General features: G+C 68.6%; 27 protein-coding genes. 14 read left to right on the plus strand and 13 right to left on the minus strand.

The genetic code is table 11. The features are described 5' to 3' along the window. Window positions 1-69 precede the first annotated feature (69 nt). The 5 genes from H976_RS0120040 (at window position 70) to H976_RS0120060 (ending at window position 3,643) form a co-directional block, all read left to right on the plus strand. A complete protein-coding gene (locus H976_RS0120040) occupies window positions 70-984 on the plus strand; it encodes a LysR family transcriptional regulator (RefSeq protein ID WP_027862989.1) in 915 nt (304 codons plus the stop codon). 67 nt (window positions 985-1,051) lie between these two features. Then, window positions 1,052-1,408 (plus strand): TraR/DksA C4-type zinc finger protein, encoded by a 357-nt coding sequence (locus tag H976_RS0120045; RefSeq protein WP_231389002.1) that lies wholly within the window; start codon window positions 1,052-1,054, stop codon window positions 1,406-1,408. Between the two features lie 16 nt (window positions 1,409-1,424). Continuing rightward, window positions 1,425-2,432 (plus strand): nitronate monooxygenase, encoded by a 1,008-nt coding sequence (locus tag H976_RS0120050; RefSeq protein WP_036227584.1) that lies wholly within the window; start codon window positions 1,425-1,427, stop codon window positions 2,430-2,432. A 117-nt stretch (window positions 2,433-2,549) separates the two neighbouring features. Continuing rightward, a complete protein-coding gene (locus tag H976_RS0120055; RefSeq protein ID WP_027862992.1) occupies window positions 2,550-2,849 on the plus strand; it encodes a putative quinol monooxygenase in 300 nt (99 codons plus the stop codon). 41 nt (window positions 2,850-2,890) lie between these two features. Continuing rightward, complete coding sequence (locus H976_RS0120060) at window positions 2,891-3,643, plus strand: AraC family transcriptional regulator (RefSeq protein WP_027862993.1); 753 nt, start codon at window positions 2,891-2,893, stop codon at window positions 3,641-3,643. Window positions 3,644-3,663: 20 nt separating this feature from the next. Here the strand turns inward: H976_RS0120060 and H976_RS29145 are convergent, their stop codons facing one another. From H976_RS29145 to H976_RS0120075, 3 genes are all read right to left on the minus strand, one after another. Then, entirely contained in the window at window positions 3,664-4,041 is a 378-nt protein-coding gene (locus H976_RS29145) for a cupin domain-containing protein (RefSeq protein WP_051277153.1), read from the minus strand. 217 nt (window positions 4,042-4,258) lie between these two features. Next, window positions 4,259-5,968, minus strand: a complete 1,710-nt coding sequence (locus H976_RS0120070; protein ID WP_196804156.1) for a FlgD immunoglobulin-like domain containing protein — start codon at window positions 5,966-5,968, stop codon at window positions 4,259-4,261. A 671-nt stretch (window positions 5,969-6,639) separates the two neighbouring features. After that, window positions 6,640-7,557, minus strand: coding sequence for an NADP-dependent oxidoreductase (locus H976_RS0120075; RefSeq protein ID WP_027862995.1), 918 nt, complete (start codon window positions 7,555-7,557; stop codon window positions 6,640-6,642). 162 nt (window positions 7,558-7,719) lie between these two features. Between H976_RS0120075 and H976_RS0120080 the strand changes: the two genes are divergently transcribed. Next, complete coding sequence (locus tag H976_RS0120080) at window positions 7,720-8,346, plus strand: TetR/AcrR family transcriptional regulator (protein ID WP_027862996.1); 627 nt, start codon at window positions 7,720-7,722, stop codon at window positions 8,344-8,346. A gap of 19 nt (window positions 8,347-8,365) precedes the next feature. Here H976_RS0120080 and H976_RS27540 read toward each other — a convergent pair whose 3' ends face one another. Beyond that, the gene (locus tag H976_RS27540; RefSeq protein ID WP_051277155.1) at window positions 8,366-9,850 is read right to left on the minus strand and encodes a sugar porter family MFS transporter; all 1,485 of its coding nucleotides are present in this window, start codon (window positions 9,848-9,850) and stop codon (window positions 8,366-8,368) included. 74 nt (window positions 9,851-9,924) lie between these two features. Beyond that, window positions 9,925-10,530, minus strand: a complete 606-nt coding sequence (locus tag H976_RS0120090) for an NADPH-dependent F420 reductase (protein ID WP_027862997.1) — start codon at window positions 10,528-10,530, stop codon at window positions 9,925-9,927. Window positions 10,531-10,659: 129 nt separating this feature from the next. Here H976_RS0120090 and H976_RS0120095 point away from each other — a divergent pair, with 129 nt between their 5' ends. From H976_RS0120095 to H976_RS0120105, 3 genes are read left to right on the plus strand one after another with little or no spacing between them, the layout of a single operon-like run. Continuing rightward, a complete protein-coding gene (locus H976_RS0120095; RefSeq protein WP_027862998.1) occupies window positions 10,660-11,322 on the plus strand; it encodes a TetR/AcrR family transcriptional regulator in 663 nt (220 codons plus the stop codon). A gap of 31 nt (window positions 11,323-11,353) precedes the next feature. Further along, the gene (locus tag H976_RS0120100; RefSeq protein WP_027862999.1) at window positions 11,354-11,899 is read left to right on the plus strand and encodes an RNA polymerase sigma factor; all 546 of its coding nucleotides are present in this window, start codon (window positions 11,354-11,356) and stop codon (window positions 11,897-11,899) included. Beyond that, entirely contained in the window at window positions 11,896-12,654 is a 759-nt protein-coding gene (locus H976_RS0120105) for a hypothetical protein (RefSeq protein ID WP_027863000.1), read from the plus strand. The genes H976_RS0120100 and H976_RS0120105 overlap by 4 nt, the downstream gene beginning before the upstream one ends. Window positions 12,655-12,677: 23 nt before the next feature. Here H976_RS0120105 and H976_RS27545 read toward each other — a convergent pair whose 3' ends face one another. Together H976_RS27545 and H976_RS0120115 are read right to left on the minus strand one after the other, a co-directional pair. Next, window positions 12,678-13,463: an ABC transporter permease gene (locus tag H976_RS27545; RefSeq protein WP_051277157.1), complete on the minus strand. Its 786-nt coding sequence runs from the start codon at window positions 13,461-13,463 to the stop codon at window positions 12,678-12,680. Continuing rightward, window positions 13,460-14,377: an ABC transporter ATP-binding protein gene (locus tag H976_RS0120115; protein WP_027863001.1), complete on the minus strand. Its 918-nt coding sequence runs from the start codon at window positions 14,375-14,377 to the stop codon at window positions 13,460-13,462. Before H976_RS0120115 ends, H976_RS27545 begins: the two co-directional genes overlap by 4 nt. Before the next feature lie 214 nt (window positions 14,378-14,591). Between H976_RS0120115 and H976_RS0120120 the strand changes: the two genes are divergently transcribed. Then, window positions 14,592-15,785: a sensor histidine kinase gene (locus H976_RS0120120; RefSeq protein WP_027863002.1), complete on the plus strand. Its 1,194-nt coding sequence runs from the start codon at window positions 14,592-14,594 to the stop codon at window positions 15,783-15,785. A 2-nt stretch (window positions 15,786-15,787) separates the two neighbouring features. Next, complete coding sequence (locus H976_RS0120125; RefSeq protein ID WP_036227571.1) at window positions 15,788-16,435, plus strand: response regulator transcription factor; 648 nt, start codon at window positions 15,788-15,790, stop codon at window positions 16,433-16,435. Window positions 16,436-16,530: 95 nt separating this feature from the next. Here H976_RS0120125 and H976_RS0120130 read toward each other — a convergent pair whose 3' ends face one another. Together H976_RS0120130 and H976_RS0120135 are read right to left on the minus strand one after the other, a co-directional pair. Continuing rightward, complete coding sequence (locus tag H976_RS0120130; protein ID WP_036227589.1) at window positions 16,531-16,941, minus strand: nuclear transport factor 2 family protein; 411 nt, start codon at window positions 16,939-16,941, stop codon at window positions 16,531-16,533. Beyond that, window positions 16,941-17,747 carry an MBL fold metallo-hydrolase gene (locus H976_RS0120135; RefSeq protein WP_027863005.1) on the minus strand — a complete coding sequence of 269 codons (807 nt, stop codon included), beginning with the start codon at window positions 17,745-17,747 and terminating at the stop codon, window positions 16,941-16,943. Before H976_RS0120135 ends, H976_RS0120130 begins: the two co-directional genes overlap by 1 nt. A 130-nt stretch (window positions 17,748-17,877) precedes the next feature. Here H976_RS0120135 and H976_RS0120140 point away from each other — a divergent pair, with 130 nt between their 5' ends. Further along, window positions 17,878-18,708 carry an AraC family transcriptional regulator gene (locus H976_RS0120140; protein ID WP_196804157.1) on the plus strand — a complete coding sequence of 277 codons (831 nt, stop codon included), beginning with the start codon at window positions 17,878-17,880 and terminating at the stop codon, window positions 18,706-18,708. 178 nt (window positions 18,709-18,886) lie between these two features. On the opposite strand, the gene H976_RS0120145 is transcribed toward H976_RS0120140, so the two are convergent. From H976_RS0120145 to H976_RS0120155, 3 genes are all read right to left on the minus strand, one after another. Further along, window positions 18,887-19,192 (minus strand): hypothetical protein, encoded by a 306-nt coding sequence (locus tag H976_RS0120145; RefSeq protein WP_027863007.1) that lies wholly within the window; start codon window positions 19,190-19,192, stop codon window positions 18,887-18,889. 164 nt (window positions 19,193-19,356) lie between these two features. Continuing rightward, window positions 19,357-19,998 carry a response regulator transcription factor gene (locus tag H976_RS0120150; protein ID WP_027863008.1) on the minus strand — a complete coding sequence of 214 codons (642 nt, stop codon included), beginning with the start codon at window positions 19,996-19,998 and terminating at the stop codon, window positions 19,357-19,359. Continuing rightward, entirely contained in the window at window positions 19,995-21,986 is a 1,992-nt protein-coding gene (locus tag H976_RS0120155; RefSeq protein ID WP_027863009.1) for a sensor histidine kinase, read from the minus strand. The genes H976_RS0120150 and H976_RS0120155 overlap by 4 nt, the downstream gene beginning before the upstream one ends. Before the next feature lie 169 nt (window positions 21,987-22,155). On the opposite strand from H976_RS0120155, the gene H976_RS0120160 reads away from it, so the two are divergent. Both H976_RS0120160 and H976_RS0120165 read left to right on the plus strand, forming a co-directional pair. After that, complete coding sequence (locus H976_RS0120160; RefSeq protein ID WP_027863010.1) at window positions 22,156-22,509, plus strand: hypothetical protein; 354 nt, start codon at window positions 22,156-22,158, stop codon at window positions 22,507-22,509. After that, entirely contained in the window at window positions 22,506-23,210 is a 705-nt protein-coding gene (locus tag H976_RS0120165; protein WP_027863011.1) for a hypothetical protein, read from the plus strand. Before H976_RS0120160 ends, H976_RS0120165 begins: the two co-directional genes overlap by 4 nt. Before the next feature lie 530 nt (window positions 23,211-23,740). On the opposite strand, the gene H976_RS30485 is transcribed toward H976_RS0120165, so the two are convergent. After that, on the minus strand, window positions 23,741-23,938 hold the full coding sequence (locus H976_RS30485) for a hypothetical protein (protein WP_027863012.1): 198 nt from the start codon (window positions 23,936-23,938) through the stop codon (window positions 23,741-23,743). Between the last annotated feature and the right edge of the window lie 212 nt (window positions 23,939-24,150).

Raw genomic sequence — 24,150 nt, forward strand, 5'->3', positions numbered from 1 at the left:
CCATCGTCCACGGCTCCGACTGGTAAGGACAAGAACGGATTCATGCGCGGCACTGGTTAGTGTTGCTACATGTTCGACCTCTCCCGGCTGGCCTTCCTCCACGCCGTGCATCTGCACGGTTCGGTCGGCGCGGCAGCGCGCGAGCTCGGTTACACCTCCTCGGCCGTCAGCCAGCAGATCGGCAAGCTCGAGCGCGAAGCGGGCGTGACGCTGCTGGAACCTGCCGGACGCGGGGTGGTGCTCACCGACGCGGCGCTGGTCCTGGTCGACGCGGCGGTCTCCATCGAGTCGGCACGGGAGGTCGCCCGAGGTCAGCTCGAGGAGCTCGCGGGAGGGCTCACCGGGACCCTGCGTCTCGCGTGCTTCCCCTCGGCCATCCGGGGGGTGGCGGCGCCGGCGCTCGGAGCCCTGACCGAAGCAGCGCCGGCGCTGCGGATCCAGCTCAGGGAGCTGGCTCCCGAGCCCGGGCTGGAGGCCGTGTCCGCCGGCGGCGCGGACGTGGCGCTCGTCCACGACTGGGTGCACGACCGGATCACGTTCGCCGCGGGTCTCGAGACGGTGCACCTGGCCGACGACCCGGTCGACCTCGTCGTCCCGACTGCCCATCGGCTGGCCGGGCGGAGATCCGTCGATCTCTCCGAGGCCGTCGGCGACGTGTGGGTCACCGACGTCTCGGACAGCATCTGCACCCGCTGGATCATCGACATGCTGAAGGGCGCCACCACGAACCCGCGCGTGGACTTCCGAGCGGAGGAGTACGCCTCCCAGGTCGAGCTGGTGGCGGCCGGCCTCTGCGTGGGCGTGCTGCCACGGTTGGGTCGTCCCGCCCTGCCCGACACCGTCCGGGTGGTCCCGTTGCGTGGCGAGGTCCCCACGCGACGGTTCGTAGCCGTCTACCGCAAGGCCACGTCTCGTAGACCCGCGATCAAGCGACTCCTCCAGGCGCTGCAGGACGAGATCCGACCGGCGCCCAGCGGAGCGTAGGGCTGCCTGCGGGCGAATCTCTCCAGCGTGGCGTAGGCCGAGCCGCATCCTTGCGGACCGCGACAAGATGATCGACATGCAGAGCGCGCGGGATCGACTCGGGACCCAGAAGGCGCAGGCACTCCAACGCCTGGCGGACCTGACTCGCGACTTCGAGGCCGTGGTGGCGGCCTCGCGGGACACCAACGCGGATGACGAGCACGACCCCGAGGGGGCAACCATCGCCTTCGAGCGGTCGCAGATCGAAGCCCTGGCCAGGCAGGCGGAGCATCATCTCGAGGAGATCGACGCCGCCTTGAAGAGATTGGATGCTGGCACCTACGGGACCTGCGAAGTCTGCGGGAACCCGATCAGCGCGGCACGGCTGGAAGCCAGGCCCACGGCACGAGTCTGCATCGTGTGCGCCGCATCGGCACGAACGTGAGGAGGTGGCGACGGTGATGGACCTGCGTGAACTCCCCCTACCTGTCATCGGCGCACCCATGGCCGGTGGCCCCTCCACCGCTGCGCTCGCCGCTGCCGTCTCCGACGCCGGCGGGCTCGGATTCCTGGCCGCCGGCTACAAGAACGCGGACGCAGTGGCGTCCGAGGTGGCGGCCGTCAGGGCGTCCTCGAGCGCACCGTTGGGCGTCAACCTGTTCGTGGTCGAGCCCTACCAGCCCGACCCGGCGAAGGTCGACGCGTACCGCCGTACGTTGGAACCGGAGGCTGCTCGCTTCGGCGTCGCGCTGGGTGAAGCGCGCTGGGACGACGACCACTGGCAAGCCAAGGTCGACCTGGTGCTCGACCTGCGGCCGGACGTGGTCTCGTTCACGTTCGGATGTCCGAGCGCTGGGGTGCTGCGTCAGCTGACCAGGCGCGGGTTGCTGACGATGGTCACCGTCACCTCCGTGGCCGAAGCCCGGGTGGCCGTCGACCGAGGCGCCGCTTCACTGACGGTCCAGGGTCCGGACGCGGGCGGCCACCGAGGCACGTGGGACCTCGAAGCGCCTCCGGGCACGACACCCTTGCTCGACCTCGTGTCCGCCGTGCTGGCGGTGGTCGACGTGCCGGTGGCCGCCGGGGGCGGCATCCACGACGCAGCGGGGCTGGAGTTGCTGAGGGACGCAGGTGCAGCCGCAGCGCAGGTCGGGACGGCGTACCTCCTCGCGGAGGAGGCGGGAACCAACCCCACCCACCGAGCCGCACTGGCGGACTCGAACTTCGCCGAGACCGCCGTCACCCGGGCCTACACCGGCCGCTGGGCACGCGGCCTGGCCAACCGGTTCATCGCTGCACACACCGACGCCCCCGCGGGCTATCCGCACCTGCACCACCTGACGTCCCCGCTTCGGCAAGCCGCTGCTGCCGCCGGCGATGCGAGGGTCGCCCACATGTGGGCGGGGACCGGCCACGTGCACACCCGGCCGGCCACAACTGCGGACATCACCCGTTCACTCGCGCCCTAGGGCGGGCTGTCCGCTGGGAGCGTGAACGTGTCTGAGAGACGCGAGCCGGACCCCGGGTCGAGGCCGCAGGATCGAGGGGTCCAGCAATCTCATCGCTTCGACGTCCAGGAGCTCGCCGTGTTCATCGCCATCCTCGACCTGCGCACCGCCCCCGCCGACAGGCCTGCCGCACTCGCCCAGCTCGACAGCGAGCGTGAGGAGATCCGCGCCATGCCGGGCAACCTCGACTTCCGGGTGTACGCCGCTCGCGACGACGAGGAAGCCGTCACGGTCGTCCACGAATGGGCCGACGAGCCGTCGTTCGCCGGCTACCTCTCATCTGATGCGTTCACCCGCTCGGGCGCGGTGCTCCGCCCGTTGATGACCTCCGCGCCGGTGAGTCGGCGATTCGAGGCGGCTCTTGTCGAGACGGTCTGAGCCCTCAGCCCGCTCTAGGGTGAACAGGTGCGAGGCAGTCGATGACCCGCGAGGCGTTCGCGTTCGCGCGGGACTTCGACGCGGCCCCACCGTCCGAGCTCTGCGTCGACCGGCACTACCTGCTCTGCGCCTCCCAGGGCGCGCTACGTCTCGAGGCGCACGGCAAGTCCTGGCTGCTGCCTCCCGCCCGCGCCGCACTCATCTCGGCCGGGGAACCCATCCAGGTCGCCATCCCTCAACCCGTGACGACGTCCTCGGTCCTGTTCGACACCCGCTTCGCTCCCGCCCCGCCCGCGCCTTTGACGGTCTTCGACCTCAGCCCCCTGGCTCGGGCCCTGGTATCGGAATGCGTCGAATGGCCGGACGCCACCGAACCACTGCCGCCGTACGCACGCAGCGTGTTCGGTGCTCTCGCCGCGGTGGCGTGGAGACTGGCGCAGCACCCGAGCCCCGTCACCGTCCCCGCCGGCCAGTCGGCCGAACTGCGGCGGGCACTGGCCATCACCAGCGAGCGCCTGGCGGGCGATGTTCGGTTCGAGGACGTCGCCCGCGAGGTCGGGCTCGCCCCCCGCTCGCTGGCTCGCCGTTTCGAGGACGAGACCGGCATGACCTGGCGCGGAGTGCTGCGGCGGATGCGCGTGCTGCGCGCCATCGAGCTGCTCGCCGCCGGTGAGGACTCGGTCACCACCATCGCGCACACGGTCGGGTACACGTCCCTGTCAGCGTTCAACGCCGGCTTCCGCGACCTCACCGGTCGTACTCCGAGTCAGTACCGTTCGAGCTTTCGCCCGTGACTGGTGGCCGGACACTGAGGTCAGGTCACCGACCGGGGAGGGCCGAAGATGAGCACCATCTCCGCAGGTTCATCGGACTCATTGGCGATCCCGTGCCACGTGCGCGCTGGGGCGTACGCCGCGTCGCCAGCCCTCAGGGTGGTGCGCTTCCCCTCGATGTCGATGACCAGCTCACCGCTGACGACCAGGTACAGCTCGTCGGAGTCGTCCGGAGTGCAGCTGTCGGCAGCCTCGGCGTCGTGTCGGTGCACACCCTCGCTGGCGCCCGGCTCGAAGTAGTAGCGCAACACAGAGCTGGTCAACCGGGTTGAGTCGGCGAAGTACTCCTCGAGCCCAAGGACGCCGTCGCCGTCGTACAACGGTCGCTCGACTCGGCGGCTGTCTCGTCGCTGCACCATCAAGGTTCTGAACCTTCCGAAGGGGAGGACTTCCACACCTGCCGAGAATCGGTCCCGCGGCGACTTTCCGTCAACGGTTCCCCGACTCTCAACGAGGGGCGCTTTCCCGTCACATCGAACATCAGACGTGACAACTCCGACCGCCCAGCGTCGAGTAGCGCGCTGTCATCGGCGTCTCCACGCCTTTTCAGCGGCAGCTGCGGATGGGTCTCGTCGGTCACTGCAGCACGGTGTACTCAACGGTGACGATGAAGTTGCGGAGGTCGTAGCGTTGACCGTTGACGACGTAGGTGCTCCACCGGAAGGCCCGATCCCTCCCCACCAGTGCAGCGGCGTTCTCCACCACGCCAGCGTGGTAGCCAATGTCAGCAGGCAGAACGCGGGTTGCAGCCGCTGAACCGTGGGCCGTGAGATACCGCAAGGTGGCCGTGTGGCGGGCGCGCTTGTGGCTGCTGCCGCCGTAGGTGGTCACCGAGATGGTGTCGTATCGGGAGGCGCCGCGGGCGATGTCCGGATGCTTCGGGAGCGCCGGGAGGGTCATTTCATGCGTGGTGCTGGCCCGTCGTGCGGCGGCCGTTCCCTTGCAGCGGATCGCGGACTGCAGACCCAGGGAACCCGCCCAGCCGTGTGACGCGGGTCGTCGGATGCGGGAACAGCGTCCGATGCTGCTTGCGACGAGAGTGGCCCTCGCGGTTCGTGAGGTGCTCCAGGTCTTGTGCACCAACCTGGCAGTGGACACGGTGACCGGGTCGCCCAGCCGTGGCGTGCCCGGGTTTCCCGCCTGATCATGCGGGGTCACCCGGAACCGGTACTGACCTGGCGGCACCAGCCGAGCATCGTCGGCGCGACCGTCCCACACGAACGTAGCCTCCCCCGGGGTGGTGTCGGTGCGGTCTTCCGTGCGTACGGCGTCTCCCTGCGCGTTGAGGACCTCGAAGGTCACGGGGTCCCACGTCTCGACCTGTCCGGTCAGGGTCACCTTCAAGGTGTCCTGAAATCCGTCGGGCGTCGGATAGAGGGTGGTGCGGCTGGTCGTGAGTGCGCCACTCGAGGGTTCGGCGGCATCGACGGTGAAGGTCGGTTCACCGTCCAGCGAACTGAAGAAGTTGCCATGCGGCGTCAGCCGCGAGGCGGAGCCCTCGACCCGATAGGAACCCTGCTCGAGGCCGACGGGCAAGGGCAACACGTAGTCGGCGACGTCCGTGCCATCCCCCACGTGAGCCGTGGTGGCGGTGGTGACGTTGTTCGCGACGGTGTTCCCTTCCTCGTCCGTCACCCGCCACGAGAGCCGGTGCACGCCGGGGTCGAGGGTCGTCAGGCGGAGGGTGACGTGACCGGCCGCGGCCCCGATGGTCGGCTCGAGCACGGTTCCGAAGGTCGACAGCGTGCGGTCGACCTCGATGCTCTGGGAGATGCCGAAGTCGGTGCATGGCTGGACCATGGTCTCGGTCAGAGGACCGGAACCGAGAGACCTGTCCCGGCAGCGAACGATGCGCAGTTGCCCGACGCCGTCGGTCATGAATCCGGGACGGGACAACAGGTCGGAGTAGGTCGCGTCCCGGCTGAGGATCTCCGTCGCCTGGCCCTGCCACAGCGCGTACAGCCGGCCACCGCTGTGATCGGCAACAGCGAGGAGATAGTGGCTCCCTTCCTCGATCGCGGTATCGCCGGGGAAGTACACGTGGGGAGCCACGTCGTGAGCGCGCACGAGGGGTTCGAAGGTGACCCAGTCATCGCAGCCGGAAGCCGGCGCCGTGCAGGCACGAGCGGAAACCTGGAACTGCGACCCATCCGGCGATTGAACCCGCCCCCACACCTGGTCGAAGAAGACTTCGCCATCGGGGTCATGCGGGATGTTGTCATCACCGACCACCCCGCCGCCGACCTTCGTGACCCGCGTTTCCACCCAGGGCGAGTTGGTCGTCACCGCTCCATTCACGTAGCCCAGCTGGGTCGAGTCTCCGTTGGAGTCCACACCTAGCCAGACCAACGTCGGCGCGTCGTACATAGATGTGGCGGCCCCAGCAGAGGCTGGTACGAGACCTGACCCAGCAGCGACGACAAGACCTGCGACTAGCACCCGCGCGAGACGCACGCCCGTTCCCCCTTGATTCACCTGAGATCTCGACGATCCTAAAGCTCGGTTTGTCCGCTTACAGGCGATTCGCGAGGTCCGAGCAACCGTCCATCGTGGGGCCGAAGAGTGGGCGCGCACACTCGCGTGCCCGCTCGACCAGCGACAGATGGGTGCGCCTCGGTTCTCGATCCGGCGAACGTCGTACGAAACGGCCGCTCTAGCAACCAGAACGTATGACGTTGTCCGGGACGTCGCTGCGGGAGATAGTCCCGATCAATTGGAACCATCAGGATCTCCCGCACGGGTCCATTCACTCGGGACTATCCGGCAGGAGGCGATCACCTGCGCCTGATGTGGCCCACCAGCTTCTCGGCTCGCAGCCCGATGGTTCGGACCGATTCGCCGGTGAACGGCGTGCTCTCGCGTGCGGTTCGTTCCGAACTATCCGCACATCGCCATGTCCGTCACATCGACACCTCCCGTCACCGCGGCCGCCCCGGGTTGTCGGGACCGGCCGATCCTCACGGGCGAACGGTGATGATCGTCTTTCCCTTCAGACGTTCGCGCGAGTTGAAGGTTGCGATGGCATCCTCGAAGGAGGCCGTTGTGCCGATGTTCGTCCGCAGCCGTCCGTCGCTCACGCGCTCGGCGATGCCCATCAGCTGCGGCCGATCGGCCTCGACGACGAAGTCCACCGCCCGGACGTCTACGAGCTCGGCCTCGACCGGGCCGACGACGGACACCAGCGCTCCCCCCGGCGTGATCAGGGCCGCTGAACGCCTCTGGATGTCGCCCCCGATGACATCGAAGACGAGGTCGACTTCCCCGACGTCCTCCAGCGCGTCGTTGTCGAGGTCGACGAATTCGTGCGCACCGAAGTCGAGTGCCTTCTCGCGGTCGGCGGCGCGCCCGGTGCCGATGACGTGGGCGCCGGACTCGGCTGCCAGCTGGGTCACCATGGTCCCGACAGCGCCTGCCGCGCCGTGGGCCAGCACGCTCTGCCCGGGCTGGAGGAGGCCGTGCACGAACAGTCCCTGCCAGGCCGTGAGTCCCGAGATCGGCAGGGAGGCGGCAGCTGTGAAGTCGACGTCGTCCGGCAAGGGCGCGAGGTTGCGCGACTCCATCGCGACGTAGTCCGCGAGGGTTCCGTCGCGATGCCAGTCGGCGAGGCCGAAGACCCGTTGCCCGACCGAGAATCCCGTCGTGCCGTAGCCGAGCGACGTGACGACGCCGGCCACGTCGTGCCCGGGGATCGAGGGCGTCCGGTCACGATGGGCGCGATCAACCCAGGTCGACGGCCACTCGAGCTCCGTGGGGACCCATCCCGCTGCACGAACCTCGACGACGACGTCGTTGATCGCAGGCTCTGGAGCGCGTCGCTCCGCCAGCGTCATGCCGGAGGTTCCCGCAGCCTCGTCCGTCACCACGATTGCCTTCACGTGAGGCACCTTCTCTCTGCGCCGTTCCTCGAGTGGACCCTGCGTTGCCACATGACCGCGAGGTTTTCGTTATGGTGAATATATGTAACGTTTCTAGTTAGAGCAAGTCTCTGTAACGAAACTGGCTACGCTAGGGCACCAGCACAGAGGACGGGGTGGTGCATGACTTCCGCAGACGCCACGACGAGCACTCCTGACGACTCCGAACCACGCCCCGGTGGGCGCCCGCGCGATCCGAAGCTCGCCGAAGCGATCATCATGGCGACCCGCAGCCTTCTCGTCCGGGACGGCTACTCGCGGATGACGCTGGGCGACATAGCAGCCGAGGCGGGTGTCAGCCGCCCCACGCTCTATCGACGGTGGGCCAACAAGCTCGACCTCGTGGCCGATGCCCTGGACTACGGATTCCGCAGGCAGCGCGACCTCTATGACATCGACATCAGCCGCTTGGAGCCACGCGAGGCCCTCGTCGAGGCCGTCCGTCGTCTGGACCCGGCGTACTACAACCCGGACGCGATGGTGCTGATGGGCAACTTCGCCGGCGAGGTGAGTCACACCCCAGAACTGTTCGAGATGCTGCGCAAGCACGCAGTGGAACCGCGCGTCACGCTCGTCGAGGGTGTGCTGTCACAGCTACAAGAACGTGGGGCCGTGTCCGAAGACATCGACAAGCACACCATCGCCACCATGTGCTTCGGCAGCTACTTCGGCGCGTTCTACCGAGGCGACCAGCGAGACCGCATCCCCGAGAGTGTCGTCGCCGTCGTCTGGCCCGCGATCGCCGTCTGAGGCCCGACCTGCTCGTCCGTCAGGCGGTGGTGTGCGCCGAGCCAGGCTGCAAGGTGCTCTCCGCCGCCTGCTCCTCGAACACCTGGACGACCTCCTCCACCGAGAGTCCCTTCGTCTCGGGGAGGAACTTGGAGACGAAGCCAATGGCAAGCAGCGACAGCGCCGACAGGATGACCATCACCCACGGCAGCCCGATCGCGTGCTGCATCGCCGGGAACGCCTCGATCAAGGCGAAGTTGGCCACCCAGTTGACGCCGGCTCCGGTCGCAGCGGCACGACCGCGTACGGCGGTGGGGAACACCTCGCCCTGCAGGAGCCACCCGGTGCCTCCCACACCCATCGCGAACGACGCGATGAAGATGGAGAAGCCGACCATCACCACGACGGTCTTCGGGGTCCCGGTCAGCCAGGCGACGCCGGCCGCTGCCACGAGCATGAAGACCGCCATCCCGAGGTAGCCGAACAGGGCCAGTGGTCGGCGCCCGAACTTGTCGATCCAGCGGAAGCCGAGGTAGGTCGCGACGACGTTGACCGCGCCCAGGATGGCCGCGGAGATGAGGCCGGCCATGGCCGCGTGCACCGCGGTGTCACCCGGGTTCTTGAACAGGTCCCCGAGCAGCTGCGGGCCGTAGTAGAAGGGCACGTTGATGCCGGTGATCTGCTGGAAGACGAAGAACACGCACACCACAGCGAGCGCACGCTTCACCCCGGGCGTCCAGAGTCGCTTGCGGTCGCGAGCCTGCTCCGCCTCCGCCTTCTCGATCGTCTCGGCCGTCCGTCGTACGTCGTCCTCGGTCACGTCCAGGCCCAGCTTTCCGAGTGCCTCACTGGTGTCGGCGTACCTGCCCTGCTGGATCAGCCACCGCGGCGACTCGGGCATCCGCGCCCGCAGTGCGACAGCGACGACGGCAGGGATCGCACCGAGCCCGAGGATCAGTCGCCAGTCGACGTCCTTGGCGTGGCCGGGCGCGATCGCGAAGACGGCCAGCGCGATGAGGTACGACGCCAGGATGCCGACGGTGATCATCCACTGCTGAAGGATGCTGAGCTGGCCGCGCCGGCCCTTGGGTGCGAACTCGGCGATGTACGCCGTGGCGATGGCCGAGTCAGCACCCACGGCGAGGCCGATCAGCGTCCGGGACGCGATCAGCATGGCGGCGCTGACGGTGATGGCGGAGAGGATCGCGCCCAGGGCGTAGATCCCGGCGTCTGCCATCAGCAGCGACTTGCGGCCGAACCGATCGGTCAGAGGTCCCGCCGCCAGCGCCCCCACTGCCGCGCCCAGGGAGGCCCCGGCAACGAGGTAGCCGGTCCAGAAGTCCCCGAGCTTGTAGGGGATGAAGTCGAGCACGGACCCGATCACGGCCGTGTCGTAGCCGAACAGGAAACCACCGATACAGGCCAGCAGGCCGAGGTACCAGTAGAGGCCGCTCATCGCGGTCGTGTCGAGGTGGGCGAGGACGTCGGTCTCGTCGCCGCGAGCGTCGGTGTCTGACTGCGCCATGGCAGGGCTCCTTCCAACCGCCTATCTCCGTGCCCGCTCCACGCCTCCCTAAACGCACCCTGCCCTGAGCGCCCTCAGAGGACCTGGGCGCCCAGGGCGAGGTCGAATCCGGCGCCGTTCCGTGCCAGCCCCATCAACAGGAGTGCGGCCGACTCGAGGATCGAGGCGGCCCCCAGTCCCCCGGTGTCGAAGGTGCGCAGCTCGAGGCTGTCCAGGAACGCCGCGAGGGTGGCCTTCGCCTCCGCGCTGTCGCCCGCGATGAACGCATCCAGCGGCGTCCCCTTCGCCAGGACGTGGCCGAAGATCGTGTTCAGCGCCTTCACGACGTGGGCGCTGTCGGGGGCGACGTCTGCGATCTCCTGCGCAGCCGAGCTGGGTGTCACCAGCCCGTCGGCGTCGGCGTTGAACGGGTTGGAGATGTCGACCAGGATCTTGCCGGCCAGCGCCTCGCCGTACGTCGTGACCGCGTCGACCACACCGTCGTACAGGACGGCCACGATGACGATGTCACCCGCCGGACGCTCGCCGAACGTCCCGACGGTGGCGCCGATCTCGTCGGCAAGCGCCTGGGCCTTGGCGGTGTTGCGGCTCAGGAGCTCGACGGAGTGGCCGTGCTTGACCGCCCGGGTCCCGATGACGTTGGCCATGTTGCCCGAGCCGATGATGCTGATGGTGGTCATGATGATGCCTTCCTGGTTGATGCGAGGTGCCACGTGGCGGCACCGGTTCGCGTTGACCTTCGCATAACCGGAGGCCCCCCTCCTCCTATTCCGGAGGGAGGCCTCGACTTCTGTCGGTAGACTGCGCGAGTGAACCCCAGTGACGTCGAGCAGATGCGCAGACCTCTGCGCCGCGACGCCCGGGAGAGCCGCGACAAGCTCATCTCGGCGGCACAGGCTGAGTTCGCCGCCCAGGGTGTGGATGCCTCGCTGGAGAAGATCGCACGCGACGCGGGCGTCTCCATCGGAACGTTGTACCGCCACTTCCCCACGCGCCTGGACCTGCTCATGGCCGCCCTCCGGCCCCGGCTCCAGGAGTTCGTCGACGGGGCCAACGTGGCCCTGGAGATGGGCGATCCCTGGGACGCGTTCGTCGCCTACCTCGAGAACCTGTTCGCCGTGCAGGCGGGCGACCGAGGGTTCAACGACTTCCTCTCGCGCCGCTTCCCCGGCAACGACGAGACCGAGCACATCCATGACGTGATGTGTCAGGAGATCGAGACCGTCCTCGTCCGCGCCCAGGCAGCCGGCAAGGCTCGCCCCGACATCACGCTGGCCGACATCGTCAACCTCATCTGGTCCAACGGCCGGATCATCGACGCCACCAGCGCCAAGGCACCCACCGCCTGGCGACGCCAGCTCCACCTCATGCTCGACGCCTACCGGGCCGAACGAGCGCATCCGATCCCCGAGCCGCCCATGACCGATGCGCAGCTCTACGACGCCATGGTTCACCTCAGCAAGACGAAGTAACAACGCCCGGGCGGCCGGACAATACCCAGGTATGAGCACCACGGAGGGCACCGCCGAGTTCACCCGCTCCTGGGAGCGGGATGCGCCCCGAGTTGCGGTGTACGCGCGCCGGCACGTGGCCACGGACGACGTCCACGACGTCGTCGCGGAGACCTTCCTGCATGCCTGGCGGCGGTGGGACGTCGTACCCCAGCCGCCGATCGCGTGGCTCGTCGGCACCGCCCGGAACGTGATCGCCAACCACTTGCGTGCCAAGGGGCGCCGGTCGGCCCTGTACGAGCGACTCGTCCTCCTCGATGCTGTCGCCCTCTCGGCGGCCGACGCCGGACTGCTCGCGACGGACCGCATGGCAGCGCTGGAGCGACTGGCTGCCCTTCCGGAGGAGCAGCGCGAGGCGCTGTTGCTGGTCGCGTGGGACGGACTCACACCCGACCAGGCAGCGACTGTGCTCGGCATCCGCACCGGCACGCTGCGGGTCCGCACTCACCGCGCGCGCAAGGCGCTCGAAAGCGCAGGCAGCAACGAATCATTCGGCCCGATGACTGTCGAGGTCCTCAACGAAGGCGGCATCCGATGACCACGACCTACGACCAGATCACCCGGTTGGCACCCGCGCCCGAGGCGTCAGAGCCGACCTGGTCGCGGGACACCCTGGCCACGATTCTCGCGGAGGACCCGGCGCCGGAGACCAGCCCCCGTCCTTGGTGGCGCAAGACGCGACGTCGGGCCGCCGCCCTCATCGCTGCCGGTGCGGTGGCCCTCACCGCTGGCACGGCCGTCGCCGTCGGTGGACCCGCCGAGGTGGTCAAGGACGCCCTGCTCGAGTTCATGAGTACGCCGAACACGACCGGCAACGGCCTCGGCGTACTCCACGACCCGCAGCTGGTCGCCAAGTTTCGAACCAAGAACGGCGTCTTCGTCTTCTGGGTCGCCACATCCTCGAAGGGCGGTGTCTGCTTCGCCTCCTCGAACGGCCCCGGGGAGGGCACAGAACTCCTCGACAAGAAGCACTTCGCCTACGGCTGCGGCGGCGAGCTCGTCGACCCGACTGCCCCCGGAGGGACAGCGGAACTCACCCGCGTCGACCAGCTCGGCGGCTTCTTCAAGGACTCCGACGGCCCGCTCATCTACGGCATCTCCCCCTACCCGGACGCCGTCCAGGCCCACGTCCAGGGCCCCGGCGTCGACCGCACCCTTCCTATCCGGAGCGACTCCCACGGCTACGGCGACGCGATCCCGGAGGCGTCCGGAGCTCGTGCCGTCACCGTCACCTTCCTCGACGATGCCGGCCACGTCCTCGGGTCCAAGCGTTGGGTCGCTCCCGTGGGCTGACGCGCCTGACTCGGTCACGTGCGTCAGTTGATCTCGCGACGCACCGTGCGGACGAGGCCGACGGCCAGCGGCGCGGCCACCCACAGGGCCGCGGCGACGAGGATCTGTGCGGTGTGGCCAGACCATTGTCCGTGGAGCAGCCAGCTGAAGGCGGTCGAGTAGTCGAGCCAGTTGGCCACCAGCTGTGATGCCCGGCCCAGAAGCGCGAACCCGATGGGCAGCACGAAGGACGCGACGATCGCGGCCGCCGAGTTGTGCACCAGCGCACCGAGCGCCACGCCCGTCATCACGTTGAGGAGCACGTACGCCACGAAGGCCACGAGCAGGCCGGCGCTGAGGTCGGCATCGAGCGTCCGACCCGACGCCGCGGCCACGCCGAGACCCGCGGCGGTGACCAGCGCACCGAACACCGCCGCAGCACCACCCAGCATCAGGGAGACCACGATCTTGGCATTGACGACCCGCATGCGTCGCGGCTCCTGGGTGAACGTCGTCAGGTTGGTGCGCTGGCTCCACTCGCTCGTCAGGGTCAGGATCGCCACCACGGGCAGCAGGATGCTCAGGGCAACCGCAGCGAAACCGAGGTAGCTCGTGTAGGACTGCTCGATGCTCGCGGGGGACAGGATCGGCGCCAGCATCAGGCCGACGGTCGACGCCGCGACCGCAGCGATCAACCACCGCGAGGCTCGGGTGTCGGTCGCCTTGCCCCATTCGACACGGAGCAGTCGGCCGAACGGGATGGCGGGGAACGCGACGTCTGGCGACGTGGAGTCGGCCGTGCCGACGGGTCGATTCATCGTGGTGATCATGCTGCTGCCTCCTGGGTTGGTGCCGCGTCCGCGGCGGTGAGTGAGAAGAAGAGCTGTTCGAGACCGTCGGAGTCGGAGTGACGCAGCTCGGTGAGGAGCACCTGCTTCTCGAAGGCGATGCGTGCCACTGTCTCTGTGGTCACGGCACCTCCGACCACGTCGACGACGAACGTCTGGTCCGGGCCGGCGACGTACTCCACACGGGCGGCGCGGAGGGCGGCGGCGAGCGCTTCCGGCTCGGGCGAGCGCACCAGCAGACTCGAGCTGGCCAGCAGCTCGTCCATGGGGCCCGATGCGACCACCGCGCCCTGGGAGATGACGACGAGATGATCGGCGGTCGCCTGCACCTCGTGCAGCAGGTGACTGGAAAGCAGGACAGTGCCGCCACGGTCGGCGAAGTCGCGCAGCAGTCGACGCATCCAGGCGATGCCTTCGGGGTCCAGCCCGTTCGCCGGCTCGTCCAGGATCAGCACCTGCGGGTCGCCGACGAGCGTCTGGGCGATCCCCAGACGCTGCCGCATGCCGAGGGAGTAGCCGCCCACTCGACGGTCGGCCGCATCTGCAAGACCGACGCGGTCCAGCAGCTCCTCCACCCGATCGGTCGACACACCAGCCATGCGCGCGGCGATGGTCAGGGTCGCGCGTCCGGTGCGCCCGGCGTGCATCGCCGAAGCGTCGAGCAACGTCCCCACCACTCGCGTGGGGTTGGGCAGCTCGACGAAGGGGTGGCCGGCGATCAAGGACGTCCCGTGGTCGGGTCGAGCCAGACCGACGAGCATCCTCATGGTGGTGGACTTTCCCGCGCCGTTGGGGCCGAGGAAGCCGGTGATGGTGCCGGGTTCGCAGTGAAGAGACACATCACGTACGACGGGGGCTTTGCCGTAGCTCTTCGTGAGAGCCGTTGTGGTGATCATGTCGGCAAGCGTGGCCGTTGAAGGGGTCCTCGCACATCGGGCGGCGGGCTAGGGCCGCACCTGTCGAAAGAGCGCGCGAGACCCAACGACTACCGCCTTTCGTCGTGGGTTGCCTCGACCTTCGTTGGTGTCCCAGGCGCGAACGGGCCGCCTACACTCAGGTCATGTCAGGCCACGAATGATCTGGGCCAACCAGCTGATGCCGGTGTCATTGATGCCGGTGTCACTGACGGCACAGTTCGATCCAGCGCTGCTGGACAGGGTCGGCCCCCGTACGACGCGCGACTGGCTCGTCGACACCATCGGATTTCTCGTCGCGGTCACGTTCGGCGTACTCATCCTGATTCAGGGAGTGCACGACACCGTTGATCCCCTGACCGGCTCACAGCTGGTCATCGACGCCGTGTGCGGGGCCATCTCCTGTCTCGCGTTGTGGTGGCGACGCCGCTGGCCGCTCGGTGTCGCGCTCCTATGTGTCGTGCTCGGCGTGTTCTCGGCGTCCGCGACCATCGCCGGCCTGCTCGCGCTCTCCTCCCTGGCGGTGCACCGCAGCGTCCGGCAGGTGCTGTTCGTCGCCGTGTTGTGGATCCCCCAGTCCATCGGCTACGCGATCTACAGCGGACGGACCGATGCACCGACGGTGCTGCTCCTGGCGCTCGCGATGGTGCTGGCGGCCACTGCTTGGGGCATGTTCGTCCGTGCCCGACGTCAGCTCCTGCACACATTGCGCGAACGGGCGCTGCGCGCCGAGGCCGATCAGCTCCTGCACACGGAGAACGCACGCCAGGCCGAACGAACCCGGATCGCCCGCGAGATGCACGACGTGCTCGCGCACCGGATCTCGCTGATCACGCTGCACGCAGGCGGCCTGGAAGTCCGGCCCGACCAGTCGACGGAGAAGGTGCGTGAGACCGCCGTACTGCTGCGCTCGACGGCCCGCCAGGCTCTCGAGGAGCTGCGCGACGTCATCGGGGTGCTTCGCGAGGAACCTGGGCACGAGGTCGCAGCAGCACCGCAGCCGACGCTGTCGGACATCCCTCGCCTGGTTGAGGAAACTCGACAGGCGGGCGCGAAGATCGACTTCGAGATGTGGGTCGACCACGTCGACACTGCCCCCAGCGCGCTGGGCCGCGATGCCTATCGCATCGTCCAGGAAGCGCTGACCAACATCGGCAAGCACGCCCGCGACACGGCAGGACGGGTGCGTGTCCGTGGCGCGGCAGGCAGTGGGCTGCACGTCAGCGTCAGCAACCCGCTGCCCGTCCATACGCATCCCGGGCCCGCGCTTCCGGGTTCAGGCGCCGGTCTCCTGGGGCTCCAGGAGCGCGTCACCCTGGCCGGCGGCACGCTCGTGCACGGACCAGACGGATCAGGTGACTTCGTGGTTGACGCCGAGCTGCGGTGGTGAGGATGCGGGTGCTGCTCGTCGACGACGACGCCTTGGTCCGCGCCGGGCTACGAACGATCCTGTCCTCGGCCCCGGACCTGGAGGTGGTCGGCGAGGCGTCCGACGGCGTCCGCGCGGTTGCTGCTGTCCGCGAGCACCGGCCCGACGTCGTACTGATGGACATCCGGATGCCGCAGATGGACGGCATCACCGCCACCGCTGCGGTTCGTCAGCTGCACCCACCGCCCCACGTGATCGTGCTGACCACCTTCCAGGCGGACGAGCAGGTGATGAGCGCACTGCGTGCCGGCGCGGTCGGGTTCCTGCTCAAGGACACCCCGCCGGCCGAGATCGTGGCCGCGATACGACTGGTCGCCTCGGGCGAGGCGATGCTCTCGCCGTCAGTCACCCGCACCCTGCTCTCGCACGTCGGTGACGCCCAGACCTCGGACCGGCGCCGGTCTGCCGCAGACCGACTGGCCGCGCTGACCGATCGCGAGCGCGAGGTGGCGCTCGCCGTGGGCTCTGGCGCGTCCAACGCAGAGGTGGCAGCGTCGTTGTTCATGAGCGAGGCGACCGTGAAGGCGCACGTGTCTCGCCTCTTCGCCAAGCTCGACGTCGTCAACCGGGTGCAGGTCGCGATCGTCGTGCACGACGCGGGCCACGCCTAGGGCAGCAGCCACGACCCCCTGCGCCGCAGGTGCCGGCCCAAGGGCTCCTACTGCTTCCACGTGCACATCTCGGCGCTACTCAACGGGAATGTCCGTCAGGACGGCCTGGCAGTGCTCACCGCGTCGCGGACGAGTGCGGTGTCGACGAACTGTTCGAACCGGACGATGAGCCCGCCTCGCACGATGAAGTGATGGGCCACCCGCACGGCGAGGGCTTTGCTGGTGGTCCGGTGCCGGGCCGTGTAGCGAGCGAGCACGACGACGTTCTCACCCTCGACGACGTAGGTGTCGTCATGAGCGGTCCACTCGTCCCACTCAGCGGCCAGCTTCTCCATGACGTTGGCAGTCACGCCTTCGGGTGTGCGGTAGGTGCCGGCGAGCGGGAACCCCGCCATCTCGGTCCACTCGACATCCGGGGCGAGCGTTGCGCGCAGGGCATCGAGGTCGCCGGCCGCCGAGGCGAGGTACTGGCGTCGTACGACATCGGCCGGGCCGGGCTCGGGCATCAGCCCCACGTCATCTCCCCCTTGGCGACCTTCGTACCGAGGCTCGCGGCGATCTTCAGACCGGCGTCGGGGTAGGCCGCCAGGAGCGATGCCTCGGCCTCGGCTGCGTCCGCGGATGAGGCGACGGTCTTCTCGAAGAGCTCGAGGTAGTCACGGGTGTGGGTGATCGCGGTGAGGTCCGTCGGGGCGCCGGCGATCCGGTGGCCCGCGACGACGTACGCCGGGTCGAGCGCCTCCAGCTGGTCCAGCACGCGGATCCACTCAGCCCGCAGTTCCGGGGTCGCGCTGTCGGCGGTCCACACATGGAGTCCCTCGAACAGCAGCACGCCGCCGAACAGCGACCGCGACGCCGGCTCGAACAGGTGCCACGACCGGTCGCCGAGCAGGTCACTGCCGCGTCGTACCTCGATCGTGGTGCCGTCGACCGCAACCGAGGTCGCGGTCAGCGGATTCAGACCGACCAGGCGGGTCGGCAGGTTCGGACCGAGGTGCGCCCACGCCTGGAGCTTGCCCTCGTAGCTGTGCTCGATGTGCTCGATGACGTCGGCAGGTGCCAGGAAGACCGCTTCCGGGAAGGCGTTGGAGATGACCTCGGCGCCGAAGTAGAAGTCCGGGTCGCCGGCGCTGACGACCACGGTCGTGAGGCGCGTGCCGGAGTCGAGCACCTCGGCGACGATCCGGTGACCGTCCGCGCGCGTGAAGGCCGCGTCGACCACCAGCGCCTCGGTCTCTCCGGTGATTAGCACGCTGGTCTTGTTCAGCGACGAGTCTGCCGCGTCGATGACGGTGTACGTGAGGTTTGACATGCTGGTAACCGTAGGATCAATCTGACCGACAATCACGGTGGTGGCGGGAACGCGGATGGTTAAAATGGGACAAGCGACGATCCGCCGCGTACGTTTCGTCCCGCCCGGGACGGGCGTGGGAGACATCGAGGTGAACACGCTGCGAGGGATCCGTGACCGCGGCGGACCTCGTGAGTTCCTCACCCCCCAACGCCTGGACTTCGACCTGCTCGTGCACATCGAGAGCGGCTCCGCTCAGCACACCGTCGATTTCACCGACTACGCCTTGGGGGCCGGCGACGTCCTGTGGGTCCGCGCAGGACAGGTCCACCAGTGGGGAGCGATCGCCGACATCGAGGGGCCGGTCGCGATGTTCGGCCCCCACACCGTGGACGAGCGCACCAGGGACCTCATCAGATCCCACCTGGTCCGGCCACGAAACCACTGGCTCGCGGCCGACCTGACCGGCACACCCGTCATGCAGGCCCTCGCCTTGTTGGTCCTCAGTGGCAACGACCCACGAACAAGAGAGCGCGCAGGTCTACGACAGGTCGCGCTGGCCCACTGCCTTGCCGCACTTCTCGTCCAGCTCGCGCTCGTCGAACCGGCCGGCGCTGCGCCTGCACCCGGGCCGGCCCACGAGGCCTACACCTGGTTCCGCGACCACATCGAGGAGCAGTTCCGGAGTTGGCACAAGGTCAGCCAGTACGCCGACCGACTGGGCTACTCAACCCGCACCCTCAACCGCCTCGCCCGGCACCACACCGGGCTGTCAGCCAAGGAGCTCATCGACGAACGCGTCGTCCTGGAGGCGAAACGGCAACTCAGCCACGCCGATGCCTCGGTGGCGGAGATCGCCGAGCAACTCGGCTTCGACGACGCGTCAAACTTCTCCTCCTACTTCCGTCGCCAGACAAGGCTGACGCCGGGCACCTTTCGAACTCAGAGCCGCTCAGCCGGCACTCACTCCCAAGGGTCCTGATCAGTTGGCCGGCGCGACTGCCTGGTGCCGATCGCTCGCGGCGGAAAGACGTGCGTCTCAGTGCTTGGTGTCGCCGCTTGTGCCGATGATTCACAGGTCAGACCTCACGTAGGGCGGCGCGTGGCGTGGTGAGTGCACCTACGAGGCCGGGATTGTGAAGACTTCTGCGGTGACCAGGTCAGTCTGGGAGTCGGTCGTCGCCGTAGGTCGCTTTGACCTCGCTGATGATGATCCGGTAGCCGTCGTACCAGCGCGCGACCTGGCCCTTGGCCTCGCGGTGCGTAGGAAACCTGGCGAGGTGGGCCAGGGCCTTCTGGTCCTCGAAGTAGTAGATGGCGTTGACCATGCCGGTGTCGGCCGCAGTCCACGTTTCGGTCTTGCAGAACCCCGGCAGGCTGCGCGCGTAGGCGTCGATCTGGTCGTCGAGTCGGTGGAAATCGTCGTCGTAAGTGCCGGGCTTGAAGATGAACTGGGCGCAGATCATGAGGTGCTTCCTGTCAGAAGTCGGCGTCGAAACGCGGCCGATGGATCATCTCGCGCGCTGTGCGGAACTCGGATACCCGAGTGTGCACCGACGGCCCCAGGTCGTCTCGACTTCGTCGTGCTCACGCCCCCGACTCTGGGCCGCGGCGCGAAGCCCAGGACTGTTCAGTCACGACCCAGCCCGGCGTCACGGGCGAGCACGATGGCCTGCGCCCGGTCGGCGACCTGGAGCTTGGCGAAGATCGAGGAGACGTTGTTCGCCACCGTCTTCGGCGCGACTCCTACCCGGTGCGCGATTGCCGCGTTGTTCAGCCCCGCTGCGAGGAGATCGAGGATGTCCCGCTCGCGGGCCGTGAGATCCGGGAACGCGTCCGCGGCGGGGGGCTGTGCCTGCAGCGACGTCAGCACTCGCTGCGCGACTCCGTGCCCGAAGATTGCCTCGCCGGCAGCCACGGAGCGGATCGCACGCGCAATGTCGTCCTGTTCCACTCCCTTGACCAGGTAACCGCTCGCCCCCGCGCGCATCGCCGCGAATACGGCCTCGTCGTCCTCGTGCATGGTCAGAACCAGTACGGCCACGCGCGGGGCAACCCTTGCGAGCTCGCGGGTGGCGGCGATGCCGTCCAGCTCGGGCATGTTCAGGTCGAGGAGTGCGACGTCGGGCTTGGTGAGCAGCACCTCGCGGACGGCTTGGCGCCCGTTGCCTGCGACGCCGGCCACCTCGAAGTCGGGAATCGACCCGAGCAGCGCGGTCAGGCCGGCGCGAACGATGGGGTGGTCGTCGGCCACCACGACGCGGATGGTCACGACGCCGCCACAGGGATGGAGACGAAGACCCGGCCACCACGGCGGGACGGACCGGCCTCGACGAATCCCCCGACCTCGGCCGCGCGTTCGCGCATCGCCTCGAGGCCGACGCCCGGTGGCCACGCAGCGTCGCTCGCGCCGTCGTCGGTCACGACGACGTCCAGCGTGTCTTGGCAGCGAACCTCGATCACGGCGCAGGTGGCGAGGGCGTGCCGCGCGACGTTGACGAGTGCCTCCGTCGCGATCCGATACGCCGCCACCTCGACCTCCGTGGGCAGCGCCGGAAGAGTGTTGGGTGCCACGAGCCGGACGTCGAGCGAGGTGCCGTCGCCTCGTGCGCGGAGCTGCTCGACGCGTTGCTCGAGTGCTCCCAGCAGTCCGAGCTCTCCGAGAACGGGCGGTGTCAGGTTGTCGACCAGACGACGAACATCGGCGAGCGCCGAACGAGCGTCCCGCTGCAAGGAACCCAACAGCGCGCGCGTCTGCGTCGGATCGTTGTCGAGGAGGTTGGTGCCCGCGTCGGCCGCGAGTGCCATCCCGGTCAACGTGGGGCCCAGCCCGTCGTGCAGGTCGCGTCGCAGGCGCCGTCTCTCCTCCTCGCGGGCGACGAGGAGCCGGCCCTGCGAGAGCCGGAGGTCGGCGGAGAGACCGAGGGCCCGCACGGCCACCGCGAGGGGGGCACCCATGAGCTGGAGGGTGGAGAGGTCAGCGGTGGTCAGTTGCTGCTCGCCGCTTCGCAGGCCGAGCTCGAGCTCACCGATCGTCTCGCCGGCGTACTCCAGGGGGAGCCGCGAGGTACGGGACGTGGCGACACCGTCCGAGGCCAGCTTGGTGCCCGCGGCCCACACCGCCACGTAGGGCAGGCGCAAGGCCGAGCGCAGCGCGGCAGCCACGCCGACAAGGCCGCCATCGCCCGCGGTGAGGGCTTCTCCGAGTCGACCCGCCACGCGGGCCGGGTCACGTCGATCGCCGTACAACCAACGGTCGACCTCGCGCTGGAGACGCGGGAGGAGCGGCGCGAGGGCAACCGCGATCAGCACCGTGGCGAAGGCCGACCGGCCGAACGCCCGGGACACGAAGCTGTCCAGCAGCGTCACCACGGCCACGTAGGCGACCAGCGCAGTCACCGAGAGGAGCAGCCACGCGAGCGCGCGTGAGACGACCAGTCGAATATCCAGGAGCTGGTAACGGACAACGGCCACGGCGATGGCGAGGGGCACCGTCGGGATGGCGAAGAGTACGGCGATGGGAGTGCCGGACACGAACGCCCACGGCGCGACGGCCGCGACGACGACGAGACCGGCCAACAGCAGCCACAGGAGCTGCGCACGCTCGGTCTCACCGGCTCGTCGGTAACGGAGCACGAGCGCAACCACCGCGACCACCAGAGCTCCCAGGGTGCGCAGCTCAGAGAGCGTCCACAGCCAGTCGAGGTCGTTGGTGTCGAACGCGAGGTAACCCAGGGGCATGCCCTCGGAGACCGGCTCGGTGCCGGTGACCATCTCAACGACGAACAGCGGCGCCGTCACGACGATCGCCCAAGCGGCGTACCTCCATCGAGGACTCGGCAGGTGGCCGTCAGGAAACAGCAGTAAGGCCATCGGCAGGAACAGCGCGATGGACCACGGCCACGCGAACATGAAGACCGTCACTACGAGACGGAGCAGTCGCTGCGGCCCTCCGTTGTCGTGCAGCATCTCTGCCACCGGCGCCATCAGGGCGCTGGTGGCAAAGCAGAGCCCGGCGGCGACGAGGAGCCAGCTGAGCGGATGCCTGGGCCGGTACCACGCGATCATCAGACCGCTGCTGGCGAAGGCGACCCCCATGAGCCCGTTGGTGGCCAGGAACGAGTTGAGCGCCCGCGACCAGGTGAACCCGGAGGTGGGAACCAAGGCGACCGCGGCCAGCACCTCGACCAGTGCGAAGCCACCGACGGTGAGCGCACCGAAGCGCCACCACCGGGTGTCGGAGGGATCCGCGGGTTCCATGTGCGCCATTCTCGCGCGCCGGCATTCCCGACCACCCGGGATCGCGATCCCGATGTCACAGAAATCTTCCTGACGGGGCGTGGCCCCCGACCCTGCCCTCGGGAATGCCGGGGGCGCGATCGTCGGGACAAGCCCCGGACGTGCCGGGTCTGACCTTTCGGAGGTACTCATGTCCCGCTCCTACCGTTCCGGGCTGGTGATCCTGGGAGTGCTCTCGCTCCTCGACGTGGCCGGCCCACTTCTCACCGATGGCGACAACCCGCCCATGTCGATCGCGCTGGTCGGGTCTGCGCTGGGGCTGGCCAGCCTTGTGTGTGTCGCACTCGCCTGGCGAGGTACGACGCGTGCCGTGCTGCCGCTCGCCGGCCTGCGCCTGCTGTCGGCCGTGACGGCCGTCCCGGCGTTCTTCGCCCCGGATGTCCCGTCCGCCATCCGCGGACTGGCCGCCGTACTGATCCTGCTCACCGTCGTGGGTGTCGCGCTGGTCGTCGGCGCACGCGAGCGTCAGGTGGTGCCGGCATGACCGCCGTGGTCGATCGGACGTCGGCTTCCCGTGCGGACCTGCGTCACGCGAGCAGGGTTCTCGCCGCGATCATCCTGCCGATCGGTCCTCTGGCAGTTGCGCTGCTCCGGTTCGTGCTGCCCTACACGACGGCCGACGACAGCCAGGACGCCGTACGGCTGATCACGACGCACCAAGCCGCGCAAAACGCGGTCGTCTGGCTGGGCTTCCTCGCCTGCCTGGCGCTTGTCCCCGGTGTCATCTTCGCGGGACGGGTCGTCGGCCGCGCGGCACCGAGACTGGCAGCCGTGGCCACGGTACTGATGGTGCTCGGCTACCTCTCGCTCGCGTGGCTGGCGGTCGGTGACGCCTACCTGCTCTTCGGCGTACGCAATCACCTTCCCGCCGGTGTGCTGACCTCGATGTACGAGAGCGTGCACCCCGCAGCTGCAGTTGCGGCAGGCCTGTTCGTGCTCGGTCACGTGTTCGGCACCATCCTGCTCGGGGTAGCGATGCTGCGAGGACGCGTGGTGCCGACCTGGGCGGCCGTCGTGACGATCATCGCCCAGCCGATCCATTTCGTGGCCGCTGTCATCGTGCCGAGTCACTCGCTGGACCTGTTCGGGTGGGGGCTCAACGCTGTCGGGTTCGCCGCACTGTCCGTGGCGATCCTGCGGCTCCCCGACGACGAGTGGGGGCCCGCACCGCGCCCCGTGGGATGAGAAGAGAGGCGCGCGCGAGGTCTACCGTGGCCCGCCGGGACCGTCGGAGACCCGTGCGCGTCCCATCCCCATGCAACGTGCTGCCATCGTGGCTGTCCTCCTTGTCGTGCTCGCCGGGTGAGGCTCGGCGGAGCAGGACTGGTGGCGCTGGCCCGGCTCCGACCAAGAGTCGGGAGCGGCGATGGTCGGCGGTTGCGCAGCCGACTCAGCGCAGGTGTGCGCCGCGAGTACGGCGTTGCCCGCAAGAATGAGGTGCACCGAGACACAACAGGATGGCTCAAAGCTCTCGCTGCGAGATTCGAGCACTAGCCCGGTTCACGGCTGTACGCCTTCTCGGTGAGGATCAGCGCGGACGTCCCACGCGCTTCCTATGGCGACGTCAATTGGTGGACGACGTGACTTGCTCATCGGCTGGAGGGGCTTGTGACGACGCCGACAGGCGGCGAAAGGACGCGCCTTCTACCGCTGCGGCCCGGTCCGTCGACCCGAGTGGAGCTCGCGCAGCAACGCTGAGTTACTGAGACGGCACCTCAACGGTAGGCGGACTTGACTCCAGCGGCCAGGGCGGCGACTTCGATCTGAACGGCGGACACGACGGGGTCAGCCTCTCCGCGGGAGACAGACCTCAACGAGGACAGGGCGGCGGAATGGATGCCGGCGGCGGCTGCCTCGATCCGTTCGCAGTCCGCGTGGTCCTCCTCGCGCAGCGATCCGGAACGGGCACTCACACAGAGAACCGCGTCGGCTCTACTGGCCGCCGTCCTTAGCTGGGTTGCCAGCGCAGGCAGGTCACCTACCGCGACATCGGAGCGACGTGCGACGGCGACCGAGTGCTCCGCCGAGCAGACTGCACGCCACATCCGGTGGCGGCGATTCTGGACTGCCCACCAGCCAGGCGCGCCAACAGTGGAAAGCGCCACCGAGCCCCGGACACGCGCGG

Source organism: Marmoricola sp. URHB0036 (genome assembly GCF_000426045.1).
Lineage (GTDB): Bacteria > Actinomycetota > Actinomycetes > Propionibacteriales > Nocardioidaceae > Marmoricola.